This window comes from Pantoea anthophila (genome assembly GCF_026104315.1).
Taxonomy (GTDB): Bacteria; Pseudomonadota; Gammaproteobacteria; order Enterobacterales; family Enterobacteriaceae; genus Pantoea; species Pantoea anthophila.
Genome location: NZ_CP110473.1, coordinates 191,561 through 214,081 on the forward strand (window position 1 = coordinate 191,561; position 22,521 = coordinate 214,081).

The 22,521-nt window shown below is 55.2% G+C and carries 16 protein-coding genes, 4 tRNA genes, 3 rRNA genes and 1 riboswitch; of the genes, 18 read left to right on the forward strand and 5 right to left on the reverse strand.

Going from position 1 to position 22,521, the window contains the following annotated elements; all coding sequences use genetic code 11:
* From argC to argH, 4 genes are all read left to right on the forward strand, one after another.
* A complete protein-coding gene (gene argC, locus OJ965_RS03435) occupies positions 1–1,005 on the forward strand; it encodes an N-acetyl-gamma-glutamyl-phosphate reductase (protein WP_154929275.1) in 1,005 nt (334 codons plus the stop codon).
* Between the two features lie 14 nt (positions 1,006–1,019).
* A complete protein-coding gene (gene argB / locus OJ965_RS03440; protein ID WP_058957349.1) occupies positions 1,020–1,796 on the forward strand; it encodes an acetylglutamate kinase in 777 nt (258 codons plus the stop codon).
* A 24-nt stretch (positions 1,797–1,820) separates the two neighbouring features.
* Positions 1,821–3,041, forward strand: a complete 1,221-nt coding sequence (locus tag OJ965_RS03445) for an argininosuccinate synthase (RefSeq protein WP_009088006.1) — start codon at positions 1,821–1,823, stop codon at positions 3,039–3,041.
* Between the two features lie 91 nt (positions 3,042–3,132).
* Positions 3,133–4,506: an argininosuccinate lyase gene (gene argH / locus OJ965_RS03450; protein ID WP_150030389.1), complete on the forward strand. Its 1,374-nt coding sequence runs from the start codon at positions 3,133–3,135 to the stop codon at positions 4,504–4,506.
* 119 nt (positions 4,507–4,625) lie between these two features.
* Here the strand turns inward: argH and OJ965_RS03455 are convergent, their stop codons facing one another.
* Positions 4,626–5,360 carry a glutathione peroxidase gene (locus OJ965_RS03455; protein ID WP_140029930.1) on the reverse strand — a complete coding sequence of 245 codons (735 nt, stop codon included), beginning with the start codon at positions 5,358–5,360 and terminating at the stop codon, positions 4,626–4,628.
* A gap of 122 nt (positions 5,361–5,482) precedes the next feature.
* Between OJ965_RS03455 and oxyR the strand changes: the two genes are divergently transcribed.
* Positions 5,483–6,400, forward strand: a complete 918-nt coding sequence (oxyR, locus tag OJ965_RS03460; protein ID WP_009088000.1) for a DNA-binding transcriptional regulator OxyR — start codon at positions 5,483–5,485, stop codon at positions 6,398–6,400.
* Here the strand turns inward: oxyR and sthA are convergent.
* Positions 6,383–7,783, reverse strand: a complete 1,401-nt coding sequence (gene sthA / locus OJ965_RS03465; protein ID WP_009087998.1) for a Si-specific NAD(P)(+) transhydrogenase — start codon at positions 7,781–7,783, stop codon at positions 6,383–6,385. The two genes, oxyR and sthA, sit on opposite strands and share 18 nt — an antisense overlap.
* Before the next feature lie 192 nt (positions 7,784–7,975).
* Between sthA and fabR the strand changes: the two genes are divergently transcribed.
* The gene (gene fabR, locus OJ965_RS03470; RefSeq protein WP_009087996.1) at positions 7,976–8,620 is read left to right on the forward strand and encodes an HTH-type transcriptional repressor FabR; all 645 of its coding nucleotides are present in this window, start codon (positions 7,976–7,978) and stop codon (positions 8,618–8,620) included.
* Positions 8,621–8,637: 17 nt separating this feature from the next.
* Positions 8,638–8,991 carry a YijD family membrane protein gene (locus OJ965_RS03475; protein WP_009087994.1) on the forward strand — a complete coding sequence of 118 codons (354 nt, stop codon included), beginning with the start codon at positions 8,638–8,640 and terminating at the stop codon, positions 8,989–8,991.
* Positions 8,992–9,031: 40 nt separating this feature from the next.
* Here OJ965_RS03475 and trmA read toward each other — a convergent pair whose 3' ends face one another.
* Positions 9,032–10,135 (reverse strand): tRNA (uridine(54)-C5)-methyltransferase TrmA, encoded by a 1,104-nt coding sequence (gene trmA, locus OJ965_RS03480; protein WP_009087993.1) that lies wholly within the window; start codon positions 10,133–10,135, stop codon positions 9,032–9,034.
* Between the two features lie 110 nt (positions 10,136–10,245).
* Positions 10,246–10,427: riboswitch (cobalamin riboswitch) on the forward strand.
* A 71-nt stretch (positions 10,428–10,498) separates the two neighbouring features.
* Between trmA and btuB the strand changes: the two genes are divergently transcribed.
* The 9 genes from btuB (at position 10,499) to OJ965_RS03525 (ending at position 19,059) form a co-directional block, all read left to right on the forward strand.
* On the forward strand, positions 10,499–12,379 hold the full coding sequence (btuB, locus tag OJ965_RS03485; protein WP_265137798.1) for a TonB-dependent vitamin B12 receptor BtuB: 1,881 nt from the start codon (positions 10,499–10,501) through the stop codon (positions 12,377–12,379).
* Positions 12,324–13,175 carry a glutamate racemase gene (gene murI / locus OJ965_RS03490; RefSeq protein WP_265137800.1) on the forward strand — a complete coding sequence of 284 codons (852 nt, stop codon included), beginning with the start codon at positions 12,324–12,326 and terminating at the stop codon, positions 13,173–13,175. Before btuB ends, murI begins: the two co-directional genes overlap by 56 nt.
* A gap of 397 nt (positions 13,176–13,572) precedes the next feature.
* Positions 13,573–15,112: ribosomal RNA gene (locus OJ965_RS03495) — 16S ribosomal RNA — on the forward strand.
* A gap of 73 nt (positions 15,113–15,185) precedes the next feature.
* A tRNA-Ile gene (locus OJ965_RS03500) sits at positions 15,186–15,262 on the forward strand.
* 140 nt (positions 15,263–15,402) lie between these two features.
* Positions 15,403–15,478, forward strand: a tRNA-Ala gene (locus tag OJ965_RS03505).
* Between the two features lie 201 nt (positions 15,479–15,679).
* A 23S ribosomal RNA gene (locus tag OJ965_RS03510) occupies positions 15,680–18,584 on the forward strand.
* Positions 18,585–18,683: 99 nt separating this feature from the next.
* Positions 18,684–18,799, forward strand: a 5S ribosomal RNA gene (gene rrf / locus OJ965_RS03515).
* The 16S, 23S and 5S rRNA genes sit together here with 4 tRNA genes alongside, the layout of an rRNA operon.
* A gap of 99 nt (positions 18,800–18,898) precedes the next feature.
* A tRNA-Asp gene (locus OJ965_RS03520) sits at positions 18,899–18,975 on the forward strand.
* 8 nt (positions 18,976–18,983) lie between these two features.
* Positions 18,984–19,059: transfer RNA gene (locus OJ965_RS03525), tRNA-Trp, on the forward strand.
* Positions 19,060–19,178: 119 nt separating this feature from the next.
* On the opposite strand, the gene hdfR is transcribed toward OJ965_RS03525, so the two are convergent.
* Positions 19,179–20,012 (reverse strand): HTH-type transcriptional regulator HdfR, encoded by an 834-nt coding sequence (hdfR, locus tag OJ965_RS03530; RefSeq protein WP_154929138.1) that lies wholly within the window; start codon positions 20,010–20,012, stop codon positions 19,179–19,181.
* Between the two features lie 120 nt (positions 20,013–20,132).
* Between hdfR and OJ965_RS03535 the strand changes: the two genes are divergently transcribed.
* Entirely contained in the window at positions 20,133–20,471 is a 339-nt protein-coding gene (locus OJ965_RS03535; RefSeq protein WP_009087989.1) for a MaoP family protein, read from the forward strand.
* Between the two features lie 24 nt (positions 20,472–20,495).
* Here the strand turns inward: OJ965_RS03535 and OJ965_RS03540 are convergent, their stop codons facing one another.
* On the reverse strand, positions 20,496–22,016 hold the full coding sequence (locus OJ965_RS03540; protein ID WP_154929137.1) for a YifB family Mg chelatase-like AAA ATPase: 1,521 nt from the start codon (positions 22,014–22,016) through the stop codon (positions 20,496–20,498).
* A 330-nt stretch (positions 22,017–22,346) separates the two neighbouring features.
* On the opposite strand from OJ965_RS03540, the gene ilvL reads away from it, so the two are divergent.
* Positions 22,347–22,445: an ilv operon leader peptide gene (gene ilvL / locus OJ965_RS03545; RefSeq protein WP_265137806.1), complete on the forward strand. Its 99-nt coding sequence runs from the start codon at positions 22,347–22,349 to the stop codon at positions 22,443–22,445.
* Positions 22,446–22,521 lie beyond the last annotated feature (76 nt).

Genomic DNA, 22,521 nt, shown 5'->3' on the forward strand with positions numbered 1-22,521 from the left:
ATGTTGAATACGCTGATCGTTGGTGCCAGTGGTTATGCTGGAGTAGAGCTTGCCACCTTCCTGAATCGTCATCCACATATCAACATAACCGCTTTAGCGGTTTCGGCGCAAAGCCCTGATGCAGGTAAGCGCTTGTCTGATCTTCATCCGCAGCTGAAAGGCGTGGTGGATCTTCCGCTGCAGCCACTGAGCAGCGCGGCGGAGTGGGCAGACAAAGTGGATGTGGTCTTTCTGGCGACGGCGCATGAAGTCAGCCACGATCTGGCTCCGGAATTTCTTAAGGCGGGTTGTGTGGTGTTCGACCTGTCGGGCGCTTTCCGGGTCAATGACGCTGAGTTCTACACCCGCTTCTATGGCTTCACCCATCAGCATGGCGACTGGCTGGACAAAGCCGTTTACGGCCTGGCGGAATATCAGCATGAAAACATCCAGCAGGCGCAGCTGGTGGCCGTGCCGGGTTGCTATCCGACCGCCGCGCAGCTGGCGCTGAAACCGCTGGTGGATGCCGGACTGCTAAACGACGCGCAGTGGCCGGTCATCAATGCCACCAGTGGCGTGAGCGGTGCCGGCCGTAAAGCCAATGTCGGCACCAGCTTCTGCGAAGTGAGCCTGCAGCCTTACGGCCTGTTCAATCATCGTCATCATCCGGAGATTGTGGCCCACCTTGGCACCCCGGTGATCTTCACACCACATCTGGGCAGCTTCCCGCGCGGTATCCTGGCGACCATTACCTGCCGTCTGAAAGCGGGTGTCAGCCGCGAAGATATTGCCGCCGTTTTCCATCGCGCCTATGACAATAAGCCGCTGGTGCGTTTCTATGACCAGGGTGTGCCGGCGCTGAAAGCCGTCGTGGGCCTGCCTTACTGCGACATCGGATTTGAGACGCAGGGCGAGCATCTGATTGTCGTGGCAGCCGAAGACAATCTGCTGAAGGGTGCGGCATCACAGGCGGTGCAGTGCCTGAACATCCGGTTCGGCTTCCCAGAAACGCAGTCACTGATTTAACGGACAAATAAACCATGACCAATCCATTGATTATCAAACTGGGCGGTGTGCTGCTGGACAGCGAAGAAGCGCTGGCCCGCTTGTTTGAAGCGCTGCTGAAATATCGCAGCACCCATCAGCGTCCACTGATCATTGTCCACGGCGGCGGTTGCCTGGTGGACGAGCTGATGAAAAAGCTGTCGCTGCCGGTGATGAAGAAAAATGGCCTGCGCGTCACCCCAGCCGATCAGATCGACATCATTACCGGTGCGCTGGCGGGAACCGCCAATAAAACGCTGCTGGCCTGGGCGAAAAAATCGGGCATCAACGCGGTTGGCCTCTGCCTGGGTGATGCGGGCATCGTGAATGTCACCGCCTTCGATCCGGAACTTGGCCATGTGGGCCACGCCATGCCAGGCGATCCGGCACTGCTGAATACGCTGCTGGCGGCGGGTTACATGCCGGTGGTGAGCTCTATTGGCATCACTGAGGGCGGCGAACTGATGAACGTCAACGCCGATCAGGCTGCGACGGCACTGGCTTCAACGCTGGGCGCGGATTTAGTTCTGCTCTCCGACGTGAGTGGTATTCTCGACGGCAAAGGTCAGCGCATCGAAGAGATGACCGCTGACAAAGCGGAGCAGCTGATCACCCAGGGCATTATTACCGATGGCATGATTGTGAAAGTGCACGCGGCGCTGGATGCCGCGCGTACGCTGGGCCGCCCGGTCGATATCGCCAGCTGGCGTCACGCTGAGCGGCTGCCTGACCTGTTTAACGGCGTGTCGATTGGCACCCGGATTCTCGCTTAACGACTCTGATTCAAGGATTACGAAATGCAAACGCAAAACATCAAAAAAATCGTTCTGGCTTACTCCGGTGGTCTTGATACCTCGGCAATCATTCCATGGCTGAAAGAGAACTACGGTGGCTGTGAAGTGGTCGCTTTTGTGGCGGATATCGGTCAGGAGCGTGGCGATCTGGAAGGTGTTGAGAAGAAAGCGCTGCAGTCTGGCGCCTCGGAATGCCACGTTGTGGATCTGCGTGAAGAGTTTATCAGCGACTACGTTTACCCGGTGCTGCAGACCGGTGCGCTCTATGAAGGCACCTATCTGCTCGGCACCTCGATGGCCCGTCCTATCATCGCGAAAGCGCAGGTTGAGCTGGCACTGAAAGTAGGCGCGGATGCGCTGTGCCACGGTGCAACCGGTAAAGGGAATGACCAGGTGCGTTTCGAAACCACCTATACCGCCCTGGCACCGCAACTGAAAGTGGTTGCCCCGTGGCGTGAATGGAACCTGCGTTCGCGTGAAGCGCTGCTGGACTACCTGAAAGAGCGCAATATCCCGACCACCGCCTCACTGGAAAAGATCTACAGCCGTGATGAAAACGCCTGGCACATCTCTACCGAAGGCGGCGTGCTGGAGAGCCCGGCCAATGCGCCGAATAAAGATTGCTGGGTCTGGACCGTCGATCCGCTGGAGGCGCCCGATCAGCCTGAAGAGGTGACCGTGACCGTCGAAAAAGGCCGGGTTGTGGCCGTTAACGGCGAAAAACTGAGTCCGTTCCAGTGTCTGGAAAAACTCAACGAGCTGGGCGCAAAACATGGTGTCGGCCGTATCGACATCGTGGAAAACCGTCTGGTCGGGATTAAGTCCCGTGGCTGCTACGAAACCCCGGGCGGCACCATCATGGTCAGCGCGCTGCGTGCCGTTGAACAGCTGGTACTGGATCGCGACAGCTTCAAATGGCGCGAGCAGCTCGGCCACGAGATGTCCTATGTGGTCTATGACGGTCGCTGGTTTGCCCCGCTGCGTAAGTCGATTCAGGCTGCTGCCGAATCGCTGGCGGAAGAGGTAAATGGTGAAGTTGTGGTGCAGCTCTACAAAGGCCACGCGACAGCCACTCAGAAACGCTCGGCTAACAGCCTCTACTCGGAAGAGTTCGCCACCTTTGGCGAAGATGAGGTTTACGACCACCGTCATGCAGGCGGCTTTATCCGTCTGTTCTCGCTCTCTTCACGTATCCGTGCGCTGAACGAGCAGAAGAAGAAGTAATATTTCAGGCGAGGTGCGCCTCGCCTCACAGATTCAATCCAGGGGCGGCATTTATGCCGCCCCTTGTTTAACGATTCAGAGGAGTTTTCACATGGCACTTTGGGGTGGACGGTTTACTCAGGCAGCGGATCAACGTTTTAAACAGTTCAACGACTCGCTGCGCTTCGATTACCGCCTGGCAGAGCAGGACATTATTGGCTCTGTTGCCTGGTCCAAAGCGCTGGTGACGGTAAACGTGCTGACTCAGGATGAGCAGCAGCAGCTGGAAGCGGCCCTGAATACGTTGCTGGGTGAAGTGCGCGAGAATCCTGAGCAGATTCTGCAAAGCGACGCCGAAGATATTCACAGCTGGGTTGAAGGACAGCTGATCGACAAAGTGGGCGCGCTGGGTAAAAAACTGCATACCGGCCGCAGCCGTAACGATCAGGTCGCGACCGATCTGAAACTCTGGTGCAAGATGCAGGTTGAGGCATTGCTGGGCGCGACACGCGATTTGCAGCAGGCGCTGGTCGTCACTGCGGAAGCGAATCAGGATGCAGTGATGCCGGGCTACACCCATCTGCAGCGTGCGCAGCCGGTGACCTTCGCGCACTGGTGTCTGGCCTATGTGGAAATGCTGGCGCGTGATGAGAGCCGTCTGCAGGATACCCTGAAGCGTCTTGATGTCAGCCCGCTGGGCTGCGGTGCACTGGCCGGAACGGCCTACGAAATCGATCGTCAGCAGCTGGCAGGCTGGCTGGGTTTTGCCTCCGCCACGCGCAACAGTCTCGACACCGTCTCCGATCGCGATCATGTGCTGGAGCTGCTCTCTGATGCGGCGATCGGCATGGTTCATCTGTCGCGCTTCGCCGAAGATATGATCTTCTTCAACACCGGTGAAGCGGGCTTTATCGAGCTGTCAGACAAAGTTACTTCCGGCTCATCGCTGATGCCGCAGAAGAAAAACCCGGATGCGCTGGAGCTGATTCGTGGCAAATGCGGTCGGGTGCAGGGCGCACTGACCGGCATGATGATGACGCTGAAAGGTCTGCCGCTGGCGTACAACAAAGATATGCAGGAAGACAAAGAGGGGCTGTTTGACGCGCTGGACACCTGGCTCGACTGTCTGCACATGTCCGTGCTGGTGCTGGATGGCCTGCAGGTGAAACGTCCGCGCTGCCAGGAAGCCGCAGAGCAGGGCTACGCAAACTCCACTGAACTGGCCGACTATCTGGTCGCCAAAGGTGTGCCGTTCCGTGAAGCTCATCATATCGTCGGCGAGGTCGTGGTAGCGGCCATCGGGCAGGGTGTGGCGCTGGAAGCCCTGTCGCTGGCACAGTTACAGCAGTTCAGTGCGGTGATTGACGACGATGTCTATCCGATTCTGGCACTGCAATCCTGTCTGGATAAACGTAATGCGCAGGGGGGCGTCTCGCCACAGCAGGTTGCCCGCGCCATCGGTGAGGCGAAGCAGCGGCTGGCATAATTCGCAGGCAAAAAAAGGCGGGCACAACAGATGCCCGCTAACCTCTAGCTTCAGAATTACTACTTTATTATAGGCACATCATCAAAGCGCCCGCTCTCCCGGCCGACGCTAAGATTCTCTTACGCTGACAGCAGGAACTGCTGCAGATCCTCACTGCCGCCGATATGACGACCGCCCATGAAAATCTGCGGCACCGTCGCCCGGCCTGATACGGCTCGCAGACTTACGGTTGTGGCATCCTGACCCAGCACAATTTCTTCATACTGGATGCCATGATCCATCAGCATCTGTTTTGCCTGGGCGCAGAAGATGCAGCCAGGTTTCGTAAAGATGGAGACTGACTCCTGTGCTTTGCACTCCGGGGCCAGATAGCGCAGCATGGTATCGGCATCGGAGACCTCAAAGGGGTCGCCAGGCTTGTTCGGCTCAACGAACATTTTCTCCACCACGCCGTTACGTACCAGCATGGAGTAGCGCCATGAGCGCGGGCCAAAACCGAGATCGGCTTTCTCAACCAGCATCTCCATACCTCGGGTGAACTCGCCGTTGCCATCAGGAATGAAGGTAATATTGTCTGCCCGCTGTTCGGCTTTCCAGGCGTTCATCACGAAGGTGTCATTGACCGAGACGCAGAGAATCGTGTCCACGCCATGTTGGGCAAACAGGCCCGCTAGTTCGTTGTAACGCGGCAGATGACTGGATGAGCAGGTAGGGGTAAAGGCACCCGGCAGGGAAAAAACAATCACCGTTTTGTCTTTGAACAGCGATTCTGTGGTGACATCGACCCAGCGATCGTCCTGGCGCGTATGAAACGTGACGGACGGAATGGCTTTACCTTCCTGACTTGCAAACATTTTTTCTCCTGATAACCCCTTTCCATTTGATGCGCGCATTATTCCGAACCGCCCTTGATAGGGCCAATCGTTCATTGCTATTCTATCTATCGCCACGGGCTATCGTGGTTTGGAGGGTAATAATGAATATTCGTGATCTTGAATATCTGGTCTCACTTGCTGAATATCGCCATTTCCGCCGTGCGGCAGATGCGTGTCATGTCAGTCAGCCAACGTTAAGCGGGCAGATCCGCAAGCTGGAAGATGAGCTGGGTGTGATGCTGCTGGAGCGTACCAGCCGTAAAGTGCTGTTTACCCAGGCCGGTTTGCTGCTGGTGGATCAGGCGCGCACGGTTTTGCGTGAAGTAAAAGTGCTGAAAGAGATGGCCAGTCAGCAAGGGGAAGCGATGTCAGGCCCGCTGCATATCGGCCTTATCCCGACCACCGGCCCCTACCTGTTGCCACAGATTATCCCGATGCTGCACCAGACGTTCCCGAAACTGGAAATGTATCTGCATGAAGCGCAGACGCAGCAGCTGCTGGCACAGCTCGACAGCGGCAAACTGGACTGCGCGATTGTGGCGCTGGTCAAAGAGAGTCAGGCCTTTATCGAGGTTCCACTGTTTGATGAACCGATGAAGCTGGCGATCTACGAAGATCATCCGTGGCGCGACCGCGATCGGGTACCGATGTCCGATCTGGCGGGCGAGAAATTACTGATGCTGGAAGATGGGCACTGTCTGCGTGACCAGGCGATGGGATTCTGTTTTGAGGCGGGTGCCGACGAAGATACCCATTTCAGGGCAACCAGTCTGGAAACGCTGCGCAATATGGTGGCAGCAGGCAGCGGCATTACACTGTTACCGGCGCTGGCGGTTCCGCCGGAACGTATCCGCGATGGGGTCTGCTATCTTCCGTGCTATAAACCGGTACCACAACGCACGATTGCGCTGGTCTATCGGCCGGGTTCGCCTCTGCGCAGCCGTTATGAACAGCTGGCAGAAGCAATCAAAACCCACATGCAGCACTATCTCGACACGACGTTAAAACAGGCGGTTTAAGCCGTTTAATGCCGCCACGCGATAGGCTTCCGCCATCGTCGGATAGTTAAAGGTGGTATTCACGAAGTACTCAATCGTGTTGCCACCATTTTTCTGCTCCATGATCGCCTGACCGATGTGAATAATCTCGGCGGCACGCTCACCAAAGCAGTGGATCCCCAGAATCTCTTTGGTTTCCCGGTGGAACAGGATCTTCAGGCTGCCGACGTTCATCCCCACAATCTGCGCCCGCGCCAGATGTTTGAACTGCGCGCGTCCCACTTCATAGGGCACTTTCATGGCGGTCAGCTGCTGCTCGGTTTTGCCCACGGAGCTGATTTCCGGAATGGTGTAGATACCGGTCGGGATATCTTCAATCAGATGCGCTGACGCTTCTCCTTTAATAATCGCCTGCGCGGCAATGCGGCCCTGATCGTAGGCGGCAGAGGCCAGACTCGGATAGCCAATCACGTCACCGACCGCATAGATGTGCGGCTGCGCAGTCTGATACATGCTGTTGACTTTCAGCAGGCCACGGCCATCCGCTTCCAGACCGACATTTTCCAGCGACAGGGAATCGGTGTTGCCGGTTCGGCCGTTGGCGTAAAGCAGGCAGTCCGCTTTCACTTTCTTGCCGGATTTCAGATGGATGATGACGCCATCTTCCACGCCCTCAATCTTCTCAAACTCTTCGTTGTGACGAATCACCACACCGCTGTTCCAGAAGTGGTAGGAGAGCGAATCAGACATCTCCTGATCGAGGAACGCCAGCAGACGATCGCGGGTATTGATCAGGTCAACCTTGACGTTCAGACCGCGGAAAATCGAGGCGTATTCACAGCCAATCACGCCGGCGCCATAAATGATGACGTGGCCCGGTTCGTGATGCAGGTTGAGAATGGAGTCTGAGTCATAGACGCGGGGATGGGTAAAGTCGACATCGTCAGGATGGTAAGGACGTGAACCACAGGCGATGACAAATTTCTCTGCCGTCAGCCGCTCACGCGTCCCATCAGGTTGTTCAATCTCAATGGTGTTGGCATCAACAAAATGCGCATCGCCCTGGTACAGTTCGCAGCGGTTACGCTCGTAGAAGCCCTGACGCATGGCCGTCTGCTGGCTGATCACGTTTTCCGTGTGATTGAGAATGTCGGCAAAAGAGGAGCGAAGGAGTCGGGTGTGATCGCTGTAAAGCGGGTTCTGATTAAATTCGATAATGCGACTGACGGCGTGACGGAGGGCTTTAGAGGGGATGGTGCCCCAGTGGGTACAGCCGCCGCCGATGTTATGGTAGCGTTCGATCACGGCGATGCGCGCTCCCTGTTTTACCAGCCCCATCGCCGCCCCTTCACCGCCGGGCCCTGAGCCAATCACAATGGCATCGTAATCGTAAGACTTTTGCATACCGATACGTCCTATTATTTATACATTTTTACAACGAGATTCTAACATCTCGTCGCGCACTTCTGAATTCTATCAGCGATTTTCATCACAGTTTGACAAAGAGTGAGGTTCACAGGCGGTGACAAAGATTGCCAATCTGTACGCTGAAATTTTTGATATAGTGCCTGCCTAACACCGCTAAAGGCAGAGAGAATGGGCGTCAGAGCGCAACAAAAAGAACGTACACGACGTACACTGATTGAAGCAGCGTTCAGTCAGCTCAGCGCCGAACGCAGTTTTGCCAGCCTGAGTCTGCGGGAAGTTGCCCGCGAGGCAGGTATCGCACCCACCTCCTTTTATCGTCATTTCAAGGATGTCGATGAGCTGGGCCTGACGATGGTGGATGAAAGCGGGCTCATGCTGCGACAGCTGATGCGCCAGGCGCGCCAGCGTATCGCCAAAGGCGGCAGCATCATTAAAACGTCGGTGTCGACCTTTATGGAGTTCATCGGCAACAACCCCAACGCTTTCCGCCTGTTACTGCGTGAACGTTCCGGCACCTCCGCCGCTTTCCGTGCCGCCGTGGCGCGTGAAATTCAGCACTTTATCGCTGAACTGGCTGACTATCTTGAGGTCGAAAATCGCATGCCGCGCAGTTTTACCGAAGCGCAGGCTGAGGCGATGGTGACCATTGTCTTCAGCGCCGGTGCAGAAGCACTGGATGTTGATGCTGAGCAGCGTCGTAAGCTTGAGGATCGGCTGGTGTTACAGCTGCGTATGATCGCCAAAGGCGCCTATTACTGGTACCGCCGGGAGCAGGAGCGTCTCGCGGTTACCCTGGAAAAACCCGAAGAGTAATGAGTAAGGATCCGTCCATGACCCACCCAGCTTCCCGCGATAAAGGCACACTGGCACTGGCTTTTATTACCGGCTTAGCGATTAACGGCTCATTTTCTGTGCTGTTCAGCGCCTTTGTTCCCTTTTCCATTTTTCCGCTGATTGCACTGGGCCTGGCGGCCTGGTGTCTGCATCAGCGTTACCTCAACACTAACATGCCGGAGGGGATGCCGGGCCTGGCAGCCGCCTTTTTCCTGCTGGGAATTCTGGTTTACAGCGCGCTGGTGCGGGCAGAATACCCGGACATGGGCTCCAACTTCATCCCCACTGTTCTGATGGTGGCGCTGGTGTTCTGGATTGCAACGCGATTTAAGCGCAAGCGTAATCAGTAAAAAAAACGGGAACCGCAGGGTTCCCGTTTTTGTTTATGCTTCAGGCTTTACGCGTCAGCAGAACACCGCATTCCATATGATGGGTGTAAGGGAACTGGTCAAACAGCGCCAGGCGCGCGACGTCGTGCGTTTGCGCCAGCGTCTGCAGGTTGTCGCTCAGGGTCTGAGGATTGCAGGAGATATAGAGGATGCGCGGATAAGCCTGCACCATCTTCACCGTCTCATCATCCAGTCCGCTGCGCGGCGGATCGACAAAAATCGTCTCGCAGTCGTAGCTGGTCAGATCAATGCCTTCCAGACGATTAAAGCTGCGGACACCGTTCATCGCCTGGGTAAACTCTTCCGCCGCCATGCGAATGATCTGCACATTATCGATCTGGTTAGCGGCGATATTGTATTGCGCCGATGCCACGGAAGGTTTGGCGATTTCCGTTGCCAGTACACGGCGGAAATTGCGTGCCAGCGCCAGCGAGAAGTTGCCGTTGCCGCAGTAGAGTTCCAGCAAATCCCCCTGTGAATCCCGGGTGACATCCAGCGCCCACTCCAGCATCTGAATATTCATTGCCGCGTTAGGCTGCGTAAAACTGTTTTCGACCTGGCGATAGATAAGCTCGCGGCCCGCCACCGGCAGACGTTCGTCAACGTAGTCGCGGTCGAGACAGATTTTGGTTTTGGTGGCGCGGCCAATCAGCTGCACATCCAGCCCTTCTGCACGCAGCCGATCGCGCAGCGCGGCGGCGGCCTGCTGCCACTCGTCGTCCAGCTTGCGGTGGTAGAGCAGCGAAATGACAATCTGATTGCTCAGGGTCGAGAGATAGTCGATCTGGAACAGCTTGTGGCGCAGAGTACGGTTATCGCGGATCGCGGCGATCATCTTTGGCATCAGCTGATTGATCAGCTGGCTGGCCGCAGGGAACTGATCGACACGGATCCGTTCGCGCGTCTGCTGATCGAAGATGATGTGATAGATATCATCACCGTCGTGCCACAGCCGGAACTCTGCGCGCATCCGATAGTGGCTGACCGGTGAACGGAACACCTCCACGTCGGGCGCAGCAAACGGCGTCATCATCGTCTCTAAACGACTGACTTTTTCCGCCAGCTGTGCGTCATACTCTTCAATGGGGAGATGTTCGGGTGTCATGAGCAATCCTGATTAATAGCTTACCAGCGGGCGATTGTAGGCATTCACTTGCTGATGTCCAGTCCCGCAGAGAGATGATTCCCGGCTATCTGGACTTCCGAATCGCCACTCCGTAGACTGCAGACGCCGGCCTCAGCCTGAGTTAATAGGGAATCCAGTGTAAATCTGGAGCTGACGCGCAGCGGTAAGGAATGTCGTGATGAGTGCAATGGCAGACACTGTCCTGCGGGATGGGAAGTCATCATCATTTATGGTTCCCAGCCCGAAGACCTGCCGGTGTAACGTCGCTACTCGTACAATCATCGCGTGCTATCGATTGTCGGCCTGCGGCATCCTGCTTCGTCTTATGGATGCGATTTAAAAATGATAAAAAAAAGTGTATCGCTGTTCGCTCTGAGCGCAACGGCGGCTTCTCTCTGGGCGCAAAACGGGTTTGCTCAGGCAAATGATGAGACGCAAATCGTGACCGCTAATCGTTTTGCCGAACCTGTCTCCGGCGTGCTGGCACCCACCACCGTCGTGACGCGCGATGAGATTGAGCGCTGGCAGGCTAAAAGCCTGGCGGATGTGATGCGCCGTCTGCCGGGTGTCGATGTGGCGCAAAACGGCGGATTAGGTCAGCAGAGCTCCCTGTTTATTCGCGGCACCGAGTCCCGCCATGTCCTGATCCTGATTGATGGCATCCGGCTGAATCAGGCCGGAATAAGTGGTTCGTCCGATCTCAGCCAGATTCCGCTGACCCTGGTGCAGCGTATCGAATATATCCGCGGGGCACGTTCTGCCGTCTACGGTTCTGATGCCATTGGCGGCGTAATTAATATCATCACCGGCCGGTCGCAGCCGGGAACCACGCTGACGGGGGGCATGGGCTCCAATGGCTATCAATCTTATGATGGCTCTACCCAGCAGAGGCTGAGCGACGCCACCACGCTGACCCTGGCAGGCAACTATACCTACACCAGAGGATATGATGTGGTGGCGGGCTATCCCAGTAATTATGGCCCGGCACAGCACGACCGCGACGGATTCATGAGCAAAACCCTCTATGGCAATCTTGAGCATCAGTTCAGCGATGAGCTGAGTGGGTTTGTGCGCGGCTACGGATTTGATAACCGCACCGCCTATGACGGGGCATACAGCTACGATGAGAGTTATACCAACATCATCGGTCTGCCGGACACCCGCCAGCTCTACAGTCAGACCTGGGACACCGGTTTACGCTTTAACCGTGATTTCTACTCTACTCAGCTCATCGCCAGCTATGGGCATACCAAAGATATCAACTACGACCCGCGCAATGGCCGCTATGGCGCGGCTTCCACGTTTGATGATGTCACGCAGTACAATCTGCAGTGGGGCAACACCGTGCAGATGGGGCAGGGCGCGGTGAGTGGGGGTGTCGACTGGCAGAAAGAGACTACTGAGCCAGGCACCAATACTCTGTCAGAGGGGTATGAGCAGCGTAACACCGGCCTCTACCTGACCGGCCAGCAGCAGTTCGGCACGGTTACCCTGGAAGGGGCGGTACGCGGTGACGATAACAATCAGTTCGGCTGGCATAACACCTGGCAGACGGCAGCTTCCTGGGAGTTTATCTCGGGCTACCGTGTATTCGCCTCTTATGGCACCGCCTTTAAAGCGCCGAATCTGTCACAGGTTTACAGCCCGGCTTATGGTAATCGGGACCTCGAACCGGAAAAAAGTAAACAGTGGGAAGGCGGCTTTGAAGGGCTGAGCGGGCCGGTCAGCTGGCGCGTGTCGGGCTACCGCAATGACATCGATAACCTGATTGATGGCGATCCGGCGACCTTCCGGTACTACAACATTAAGCAGGCGCGTATTAAAGGCGTGGAAGCGACGGCAGGCTTTGATACCGGGCCACTGACGCATCAGCTCTCTTATGATTATGTCGATGCGCGGGATGGCAGCACCAACCAGCCGCTGGTTCGCCGGGCAAAACAGCAGGTGAAGTATCAGCTCGACTGGACGCTGTATGACGCGGACTGGTCCGTGACCTATCACTATCTGGGCGACCGCTACGATACGGATTTTAACAGCACGCCCAGCCGCCGCGTCAGGGAAGGTGGCGTCAGTCTGTGGGATCTCGCCGTCTCGTATCCGGTCACTTCACAACTCACAGTTCGTGGTAGAATTGCCAACCTGTTCGATAAAGATTACGAGACAGCGTATGGCTATCAGACTCCAGGACGAGAGTATTACCTCAGCGGCAGCTACAGCTTCTGATTTGCGACCCACCGTGCTGGTATTTGATTCCGGCGTCGGTGGGCTTTCTGTCTATGATGAGGTCCGTCAGCTACTGCCGGATCTTCATTATCTTTACGCCTTCGATAACGCCGGCTTCCCTTATGGTGAGAAAAGCGAATCCTTTATCGTGGAGCGGGTGGTTGCCATCGTTGAGGCCATTACCCGCCGCACGCCTCTCTCATTAGTCATCATCGCCTGCAATACCGCCAGCACGGTTTCGCTGCCTGCATTGCGTGAACACTTTTCGTTTCCTGTTGTAGGCGTCGTTCCGGCGATTAAACCGGCTGCGCGCCTGACGCGTAATGGTGTAGTGGGCTTGCTGGCGACAAGAGCAACCGTTCGCCGTCCTTATACCCATGAGCTGGTGGCACAGTTTGCTGGCTCCTGCAAAATTGAGATGCTGGGATCGGCGGAGCTGGTGGAGCTGGCGGAAGCCAAGCTGCATGGCGGGGAAGTGGCACTGGATGAGGTAAGGCGTATTGTTCAGCCATGGCTGCGGATGGCGGAACCGCCTGACACGGTGGTTTTAGGCTGCACTCACTTTCCTTTACTGCGCGAAGAGCTGCAACAGGTCCTGCCGGAAGGAACGCGCCTGATTGATTCCGGTGCGGCAATCGCCCGACGTACGGTCTGGCTGCTGGAGCATGAAGCACCTGAGGTGCGTTCCTCACAGCAGAACGTCGCATTCTGTACGGAGCTGGGTGGCGAAGCGGTACAATTATCACCCGTTTTACACCGTTATGGCTTCCCGTTGCTGGAAAAACTGGCGCTTTAGGGGCTTTTAGCTGAAAAAAACAGCACTCGGAATTTTATTTGAAATTAGCACTTGTCAGCCTCCGAGAACTCCCTATAATGCGCCTCCACTGACACGGCACAACGGCTTACGAAGCGTCGCGTTAAGTGGTTCGAAATCATACGAACCAGTGAGTTAAGCGAAAATAAATGCTTGACTGACAATGCGGAAAGCGTAATATACGCAGCCCGCGCCGCAGGAAAACGCGGCACTGCTCTTTAACAATTTATCAGACAATCTGTGTGGGCACTCGCAGGATTGATATCAGCGCCTTAGGGCGCACAAAAATATCAAAGCCTCACGAGTGAACACATAATGAAATTCATTATGACGTTTTACAGATGAGCACCGCTGAACTCGTTTCAGCAAATCAAACTTTAAATTGAAGAGTTTGATCATGGCTCAGATTGAACGCTGGCGGCAGGCCTAACACATGCAAGTCGGACGGTAGCACAGAGAGCTTGCTCTTGGGTGACGAGTGGCGGACGGGTGAGTAATGTCTGGGGATCTGCCCGATAGAGGGGGATAACCACTGGAAACGGTGGCTAATACCGCATAACGTCGCAAGACCAAAGAGGGGGACCTTCGGGCCTCTCACTATCGGATGAACCCAGATGGGATTAGCTAGTAGGCGGGGTAATGGCCCACCTAGGCGACGATCCCTAGCTGGTCTGAGAGGATGACCAGCCACACTGGAACTGAGACACGGTCCAGACTCCTACGGGAGGCAGCAGTGGGGAATATTGCACAATGGGCGCAAGCCTGATGCAGCCATGCCGCGTGTATGAAGAAGGCCTTCGGGTTGTAAAGTACTTTCAGCGGGGAGGAAGGCGGTGAGGTTAATAACCTCGCCGATTGACGTTACCCGCAGAAGAAGCACCGGCTAACTCCGTGCCAGCAGCCGCGGTAATACGGAGGGTGCAAGCGTTAATCGGAATTACTGGGCGTAAAGCGCACGCAGGCGGTCTGTTAAGTCAGATGTGAAATCCCCGGGCTTAACCTGGGAACTGCATTTGAAACTGGCAGGCTTGAGTCTCGTAGAGGGGGGTAGAATTCCAGGTGTAGCGGTGAAATGCGTAGAGATCTGGAGGAATACCGGTGGCGAAGGCGGCCCCCTGGACGAAGACTGACGCTCAGGTGCGAAAGCGTGGGGAGCAAACAGGATTAGATACCCTGGTAGTCCACGCCGTAAACGATGTCGACTTGGAGGTTGTTCCCTTGAGGAGTGGCTTCCGGAGCTAACGCGTTAAGTCGACCGCCTGGGGAGTACGGCCGCAAGGTTAAAACTCAAATGAATTGACGGGGGCCCGCACAAGCGGTGGAGCATGTGGTTTAATTCGATGCAACGCGAAGAACCTTACCTACTCTTGACATCCAGAGAACTTAGCAGAGATGCTTTGGTGCCTTCGGGAACTCTGAGACAGGTGCTGCATGGCTGTCGTCAGCTCGTGTTGTGAAATGTTGGGTTAAGTCCCGCAACGAGCGCAACCCTTATCCTTTGTTGCCAGCGATTCGGTCGGGAACTCAAAGGAGACTGCCGGTGATAAACCGGAGGAAGGTGGGGATGACGTCAAGTCATCATGGCCCTTACGAGTAGGGCTACACACGTGCTACAATGGCGCATACAAAGAGAAGCGACCTCGCGAGAGCAAGCGGACCTCACAAAGTGCGTCGTAGTCCGGATCGGAGTCTGCAACTCGACTCCGTGAAGTCGGAATCGCTAGTAATCGTGGATCAGAATGCCACGGTGAATACGTTCCCGGGCCTTGTACACACCGCCCGTCACACCATGGGAGTGGGTTGCAAAAGAAGTAGGTAGCTTAACCTTCGGGAGGGCGCTTACCACTTTGTGATTCATGACTGGGGTGAAGTCGTAACAAGGTAACCGTAGGGGAACCTGCGGTTGGATCACCTCCTTACCTGAAGATACCTTCCCGCGCAGTGCTCACACAGATTGTCTGATAAAAAGTCACGAGCAGAAAAAACCTCTACAGGCTTGTAGCTCAGGTGGTTAGAGCGCACCCCTGATAAGGGTGAGGTCGGTGGTTCAAGTCCACTCAGGCCTACCAGATTTGTCCTCATGCTGCGTTGTGCCGACGGCTCGCATAGTTCACTATGCTTCGCGTCAGCACGCCTTGCCTGAGAAAAATCGCATTCTTTACATGAAGAATGCAACTCCTGGTAGTAGTGGTCTCTGCAGTAACTGTATGGGGCTATAGCTCAGCTGGGAGAGCGCCTGCCTTGCACGCAGGAGGTCAGCGGTTCGATCCCGCTTAGCTCCACCATACATGCTGTTTTTTCTGAAATACCTCAGAGCGTACCGGTGACGGTGTGCTGTGACGTATTATGCTCTTTAACAATCCGGAACAAGCTGAAAATTGAAACGACATGGCGCGTTCATTCTCCGTAATAAGAATGAAATGGCGACATGTCCGAGTCTCTCAAATGCTTACAGTCTGCAGCGTGAAAACGCCTGTGGGTTGTGAGGTTAAGCGACTAAGCGTACACGGTGGATGCCCTGGCAGTCAGAGGCGATGAAGGACGTGCTAATCTGCGTAAAGCGACGGTAAGGTGATATGAACCGCTACAGCCGTCGATGTCCGAATGGGGAAACCCGGTGCACTCAGTGCATCATTGCAGCATGAATACATAGTGCTGCAAGGCGAACCGGGGGAACTGAAACATCTAAGTACCCCGAGGAAAAGAAATCAACCGAGATTCCCCCAGTAGCGGCGAGCGAACGGGGAGCAGCCCAGAGCCTGAATCAGCATGTGTGTTAGTGGAAGCGTCTGGAAAGTCGCAGGGTACAGGGTGATACTCCCGTACACAAAAGCACACGCGCTGTGAGCTCGATGAGTAAGGCGGGACACGTGGTATCCTGTCTGAATATGGGGGGACCATCCTCCAAGGCTAAATACTCCTGACTGACCGATAGTGAACCAGTACCGTGAGGGAAAGGCGAAAAGAACCCCGGCGAGGGGAGTGAAACAGAACCTGAAACCGTGTACGTACAAGCAGTGGGAGCACCCTTGTGGTGTGACTGCGTACCTTTGTATAATGGGTCAGCGACTTATATTCTGTAGCAAGGTTAACCGTATAGGGGAGCCGCAGGGAAACCGAGTCTTAACTGGGCGTTAAGTTGCAGGGTATAGACCCGAAACCCGGTGATCTAGCCATGGGCAGGTTGAAGGTTGGGTAACACTAACTGGAGGACCGAACCGACTAATGTTGAAAAATTAGCGGATGACCTGTGGCTGGGGGTGAAAGGCCAATCAAACCGGGAGATAGCTGGTTCTCCCCGAAAGCTATTTAGGTAGCGCCTCGTGAACTCATCTCCGGGGGTAGAGCACTGTTTCGGCTAGGGGGCCATCCCGGCTTACCAACCCGATGCAAACTGCGAATACCGGAGAATGTTATCACGGGAGACACACGGCGGGTGCTAACGTCCGTCGTGAAGAGGGAAACAACCCAGACCGCCAGCTAAGGTCCCAAAGTCATGGTTAAGTGGGAAACGATGTGGGAAGGCACAGACAGCCAGGATGTTGGCTTAGAAGCAGCCATCATTTAAAGAAAGCGTAATAGCTCACTGGTCGAGTCGGCCTGCGCGGAAGATGTAACGGGGCTAAACCATGCACCGAAGCTGCGGCAGCGACACTATGTGTTGTTGGGTAGGGGAGCGTTCTGTAAGCCGTCGAAGGTGTGTCGTGAGGCATGCTGGAGGTATCAGAAGTGCGAATGCTGACATAAGTAACGATAAAGCGGGTGAAAAGCCCGCTCGCCGGAAGACCAAGGGTTCCTGTTCAACGTTAATCGGAGCAGGGTGAGTCGACCCCTAAGGCGAGGCCGAAAGGCGTAGTCGATGGGAAACAGGTTAATATTCCTGTACTCGGTGTTACTGCGAAGGGGGGACGGAGAAGGCTATATCAGCCGGGCGACGGTTGTCCCGGTTTAAGCGTGTAGGCGGAGGGTCCAGGTAAATCCGGACTCTTGTTAACGCTGAGGCGTGACGACGAGGCACTACGGTGCTGAAGTGATAAATGCCCTGCTTCCAGGAAAAGCCTCTAAGCATCAGGTAACACAGAATCGTACCCCAAACCGACACAGGTGGTCAGGTAGAGAATACCAAGGCGCTTGAGAGAACTCGGGTGAAGGAACTAGGCAAAATGGTGCCGTAACTTCGGGAGAAGGCACGCTGGCGCGTAGGTGAAGGGACTTGCTCCCGGAGCTGAAGCCAGTCGAAGATACCAGCTGGCTGCAACTGTTTATTAAAAACACAGCACTGTGCAAACACGAAAGTGGACGTATACGGTGTGACGCCTGCCCGGTGCCGGAAGGTTAATTGATGGGGTTATCCGTAAGGAGAAGCTCTTGATCGAAGCCCCGGTAAACGGCGGCCGTAACTATAACGGTCCTAAGGTAGCGAAATTCCTTGTCGGGTAAGTTCCGACCTGCACGAATGGCGTAATGATGGCCAGGCTGTCTCCACCCGAGACTCAGTGAAATTGAACTCGCTGTGAAGATGCAGTGTACCCGCGGCAAGACGGAAAGACCCCGTGAACCTTTACTACAGCTTGACACTGAACATTGAGCCTTGATGTGTAGGATAGGTGGGAGGCTTTGAAGCGCGGACGCCAGTCTGCGTGGAGCCATCCTTGAAATACCACCCTTTAATGTTTGATGTTCTAACGTGGCCCCGTGATCCGGGGTGCGGACAGTGTCTGGTGGGTAGTTTGACTGGGGCGGTCTCCTCCCAAAGAGTAACGGAGGAGCACGAAGGTCAGCTAATCACGGTCGGACATCGTGAGGTTAGTGCAATGGCATAAGCTGGCTTGACTGCGAGAGTGACGGCTCGAGCAGGTGCGAAAGCAGGTCATAGTGATCCGGTGGTTCTGAATGGAAGGGCCATCGCTCAACGGATAAAAGGTACTCCGGGGATAACAGGCTGATACCGCCCAAGAGTTCATATCGACGGCGGTGTTTGGCACCTCGATGTCGGCTCATCACATCCTGGGGCTGAAGTAGGTCCCAAGGGTACGGCTGTTCGCCGTTTAAAGTGGTACGCGAGCTGGGTTTAGAACGTCGTGAGACAGTTCGGTCCCTATCTGCCGTGGGCGCTGGAGAATTGAGGGGGGTTGCTCCTAGTACGAGAGGACCGGAGTGAACGCACCACTGGTGTTCGGGTTGTCATGCCAATGGCACTGCCCGGTAGCTAAGTGCGGAAAAGATAAGTGCTGAAAGCATCTAAGCACGAAACTTGCCCCGAGATGAGTTCTCCCTGACTCCCAGAGAGTCCTGAAGGGACGTTGAAGACGACGACGTTGATAGGCCGGGTGTGTAAGCGCAGCGATGCGTTGAGCTAACCGGTACTAATGACCCGTGAGGCTTAACCTTACAACGCCAGAGGCGTTTTTGAGAGACACGATTTTCAGTTTGTGACGGATAAAGAATAAGCAGAAGCGAAGAATTTTTCGTTTCGTGCACCAAGATTTGCCTGGCGGCTTTAGCGCGGTGGTCCCACCTGACCCCATGCCGAACTCAGAAGTGAAACGCCGTAGCGCCGATGGTAGTGTGGGGCCTCCCCATGCGAGAGTAGGGAACTGCCAGGCATCAATTTAAGACCAGTACGCTGGTCGTGACCACTCCGGTGACGCGGAGCGGGCGAAATACCTGAAGTCAGCGCAAGCGGACCTCAGTACAGAATCGGTGGAGCGGTAGTTCAGTTGGTTAGAATACCTGCCTGTCACGCAGGGGGTCGCGGGTTCGAGCCCCGTCCGTTCCGCCACCCTATTTAGGGGCGTAGTTCAATTGGTAGAGCACCGGTCTCCAAAACCGGGTGTTGGGGGTTCGAGTCCCTCCGCCCCTGCCAGAAAACGATCCTTTGCTTCGGCAAAGGATTTTTTTTGCTTATAAAAAAGCAAAAAAGAAAAACCAGCTAAATCTAACTGGTCTCTGATCTCTCTTCTTTCTGCACGCCTGCCTGCTAATTCAGCTGTTTTGCCTGACCAGAATCGGGAATTTAAGCAGCTGACGGATATGCGCCTGCTGATCGCTGTTCTGCAACCAGACCGCATAAAGCGGACGAACGGCGACCGGTGCGTCTGGCATCACCATCAGTTCACTGTATACGCTTTGCCAGAAGTCTGGCAGAAACGCGCATGCACCCGTAGTGTAGAGCAGTTCACGGGTAACATGTGCCGATGTCGTGGTCAGCACCGGCACATCATCAGCGCCAGAGAGGTAGCTCTGATGCTGATGGAAATCGGCTCCCCACTCCAGCTTGATGTAGTCATACTTTTCGCGCTTTTCGCTCTGGCGGGCACAGAACAGTGCCAGCGAAATATGGCCAATCTGCTGGCTGGTTAATTCATCCATCTTAGGCGCTTCAGTGGTAATCAACAGATCCAGCTGACGCTCATGAAGCTGCTTAACCAGCAGATGCCGCTGCGCCACGCGTGCTTCTAAATGCAGGCTCTCACGATTCTCATACAGCGTCTGAAGCCAGGGCGTCAGATAGGCCTCCCAGAGCGATGCGCTGGCACCTATCGAGAGCTCATGATGCTGCTCAGTATGAGAAACCTCCTTCTTCGCCATCATCCAGGTGCTCATCAGGCTTTCCGCATAAGGAAGCAGTCGCTCCCCGGCGGCAGTCAGACGTATGTTGTTGCGATGCCGGGTAAAAAGGTTAACGCCGAGCTGATTCTCCAGCTGACGGATGCGAAAACTGACAGCAGATTGCGTAAGGTAAAGGGCTTCAGCAGCACGCCCGAAATGACGTGTTCTGCTCACTTCTAGGAAAGTTTTCAGTAATTCCGTATCCACAACGCGCTCCCAAAAATTGTTTGTCGTATAGATTTAAATGTTTTGTTTTACACTCTGTCAAGCCTATCTAATACTCCGCGCCATTAACAGCACGGCATTAGAGAATCAGGAGCGTGTAACATGGCGGAAAGCTTCTTAACAGAGAATCGTTTCTTTGATAACAAACATTACCCGCGTGGTTTCTCACGCCACGGTGACTTTACTATTAAAGAAGCCCAGCTTCTGGAACGCCACGGTTTCGCCTTTAATGAGCTGGATTTATCGAAGCGTGAGCCTGCAACAGAAGAAGAACGTTTGTTTATCGAAGTGTGTCGTGGCGTGCGTGAGCCGCAGACGGAAGCTGAGCGTGTATGGTCAAAGTATATGACCCGCATCAAGCGTCCTAAGCGTTTTCACACGCTGTCTGGCGGTAAGCCACAGATGGACACCGTTGAAGATTACAGCGACAGCGACGATTAACAGAAAGGGGCGAGAGCCCCTTTTTTATTGCAGGCTGTTATGCAGATGGATCATTAATCGATCAATCGCGCGATAGCTGACCGCCTCCTGCAGATGGAGGCGGGTAATCTCTTTCTCTCCGGCCAGATCGGCCACGGTGCGCGCCACTTTTAAAATTCGCTGCCAGGCTCGCACAGATAACCCCAGTTTTTCCAGCACAGACTCCAGCCATTCGGCATCCTCTTTTTCAGGCTGGCACCAGCGCAGGATTTCCGCATTATTCAGATGCGCGTTAATTTTACCTGCGCGGGCGAGCTGGATCGCTCGCGCCGCAACGACCCGCTGACGAACCTGCTCAGAACTTTCTGCGGCCGGTCGCTGACCGCTGAGCATGCCACCGGGCAACAGCGGCACCTCCAGCGAAAGATCAAAGCGATCCAGAAACGGGCCTGATAACTTACTGAGATAACGCAGGATCTGCTGAGGCGAACAGCGATTGTGCTGTCCCTGATAATGCCCGGTTGGCCCGGGATTCATGGCAGCAATCAGCTGAAACCGTGCCGGGAACGTGACCTTTGCCCGAGCTCGCGAAATGGCGATGAGGCCTGACTCCAGTGGCTCACGCAGTGAATCCAGCACCCTGCGGTCAAATTCCGGTAATTCATCCAGAAACAGCACGCCATTATGCGCCAGGGAGATCTCTCCGGGCCGCGGCAGTGACCCTCCGCCAACCAGAGCATAGAGAGACGCGCTGTGATGAGGCGACCTGAAAGGCCGGCTACGCCACTGTCGGTGCAGGGCAGTGCTGTTTATCAGGCTGGCTATCGCCGCACACTCCAGCGCTTCCTGGTCGCTTAAGGCGGGCATGATGCCAGGCAGACGGGTTGCGAGCATCGTTTTGCCGGTGCCAGGCGGCCCAATCAGTAACAGGTTATGCCCGCCCGCCGCGGTGATCTCCAGTGCTCTGCGCCCCTGCTGCTGACCGATGATATCCGCGAGATCGTCACCAGGCGTGGCATGCTGATGCTCAGGGTAGGGAGCCGGTGATAATGTCAGCGCATCACGGAGAAAAGCGCAGACCTCACTGAGGTGAGCGGCGACCAGTGACGCTCCCTCACGAATCAGCCCGGCGTCACGCTGATTTTCCGCAGAGAGAACCAGCTGTCGTCCAGCCTGAAGGGCCATCATGGCCGCAGGAATTGCCCCCTGAACGGCACATAGCGCGCCATCCAGCGCCAGTTCACCCAGAAACTCAAAGTGCAACAGCTTATCCGCAGGAAGCTGCTCTGAGGCGACCAGAATGGCAATTGCCATGGGCAGGTCATAGCGCCCGCCCTCTTTGGGTAAATCCGCTGGTGCCAGATTGATGGTGACCCGTCTGGCCGGGAAGGTAAAACCGCTGTTGATAATGGCGCTGCGAACCCGTTCACGCGCCTCTTTGACCGTGGTTTCAGGCAGACCCACCAGCGTCAGTGCAGGCAGGCCATTACTGATGTGAGCCTCAATGGTCACCAGCGGCGCTTCCACGCCTAATGCTGCGCGGGTCAGAACTTTAGACAATGACATACTCACTCCTTGTTGCCATCAGTCTGATCAGCACCCAAAAGGAAAGCGAGTACGCCTTCTGACGATTCCGACGCACTGCACAAGAAATTGAGGTCACTTTCACTGGCTCTCATCGTGCTGCGAAACTGCACGTAAATTCAGCAGAACATCATTACGTCAGTAAAGTGATGAATATTTATCATCTTGTAATTATTACTTGTATTACAAATTGATAGGACGGGATTTAATCTCCCGCGCTAAAAAAAACCTGCAAAAAAAGTTGTGTTATGGCCCCTGACTATGATAACTCTGTAGGCATTACTTCGAACACGTAAAAGAATTGAACAACACATGAAAGCCCTTCTACAAGTGATTAGCCTGGTCGTGATTAGCGTGGTGGTGGTTATTGACCTACCGTGCGGGGCAACGCTTGGAGAAAGAAAGGCTTAAAAATCAAGCCTCTAATCCGAAAAAACCCCCGCACCGAAAGGTCCGGGGGTTTTTTTTCGACCCGGGGAAATATCAG

Coding starts and splice junctions, on each gene's coding strand:
- argC (WP_154929275.1), top strand. CDS start 1: ATGTTGAATACGCTGATCGTTGGTGCCAGTGGTTATGCTGGAGTAGAG.
- argB (WP_058957349.1), top strand. CDS start 1,020: ATGACCAATCCATTGATTATCAAACTGGGCGGTGTGCTGCTGGACAGC.
- OJ965_RS03445 (WP_009088006.1), top strand. CDS start 1,821: ATGCAAACGCAAAACATCAAAAAAATCGTTCTGGCTTACTCCGGTGGT.
- argH (WP_150030389.1), top strand. CDS start 3,133: ATGGCACTTTGGGGTGGACGGTTTACTCAGGCAGCGGATCAACGTTTT.
- OJ965_RS03455 (WP_140029930.1), bottom strand. CDS start 5,360: ATGTTTGCAAGTCAGGAAGGTAAAGCCATTCCGTCCGTCACGTTTCAT.
- oxyR (WP_009088000.1), top strand. CDS start 5,483: ATGAATATTCGTGATCTTGAATATCTGGTCTCACTTGCTGAATATCGC.
- sthA (WP_009087998.1), bottom strand. CDS start 7,783: ATGCAAAAGTCTTACGATTACGATGCCATTGTGATTGGCTCAGGGCCC.
- fabR (WP_009087996.1), top strand. CDS start 7,976: ATGGGCGTCAGAGCGCAACAAAAAGAACGTACACGACGTACACTGATT.
- OJ965_RS03475 (WP_009087994.1), top strand. CDS start 8,638: ATGACCCACCCAGCTTCCCGCGATAAAGGCACACTGGCACTGGCTTTT.
- trmA (WP_009087993.1), bottom strand. CDS start 10,135: ATGACACCCGAACATCTCCCCATTGAAGAGTATGACGCACAGCTGGCG.
- btuB (WP_265137798.1), top strand. CDS start 10,499: ATGATAAAAAAAAGTGTATCGCTGTTCGCTCTGAGCGCAACGGCGGCT.
- murI (WP_265137800.1), top strand. CDS start 12,324: ATGGCTATCAGACTCCAGGACGAGAGTATTACCTCAGCGGCAGCTACA.
- OJ965_RS03535 (WP_009087989.1), top strand. CDS start 20,133: ATGGCGGAAAGCTTCTTAACAGAGAATCGTTTCTTTGATAACAAACAT.
- OJ965_RS03540 (WP_154929137.1), bottom strand. CDS start 22,016: ATGTCATTGTCTAAAGTTCTGACCCGCGCAGCATTAGGCGTGGAAGCG.
- ilvL (WP_265137806.1), top strand. CDS start 22,347: ATGAAAGCCCTTCTACAAGTGATTAGCCTGGTCGTGATTAGCGTGGTG.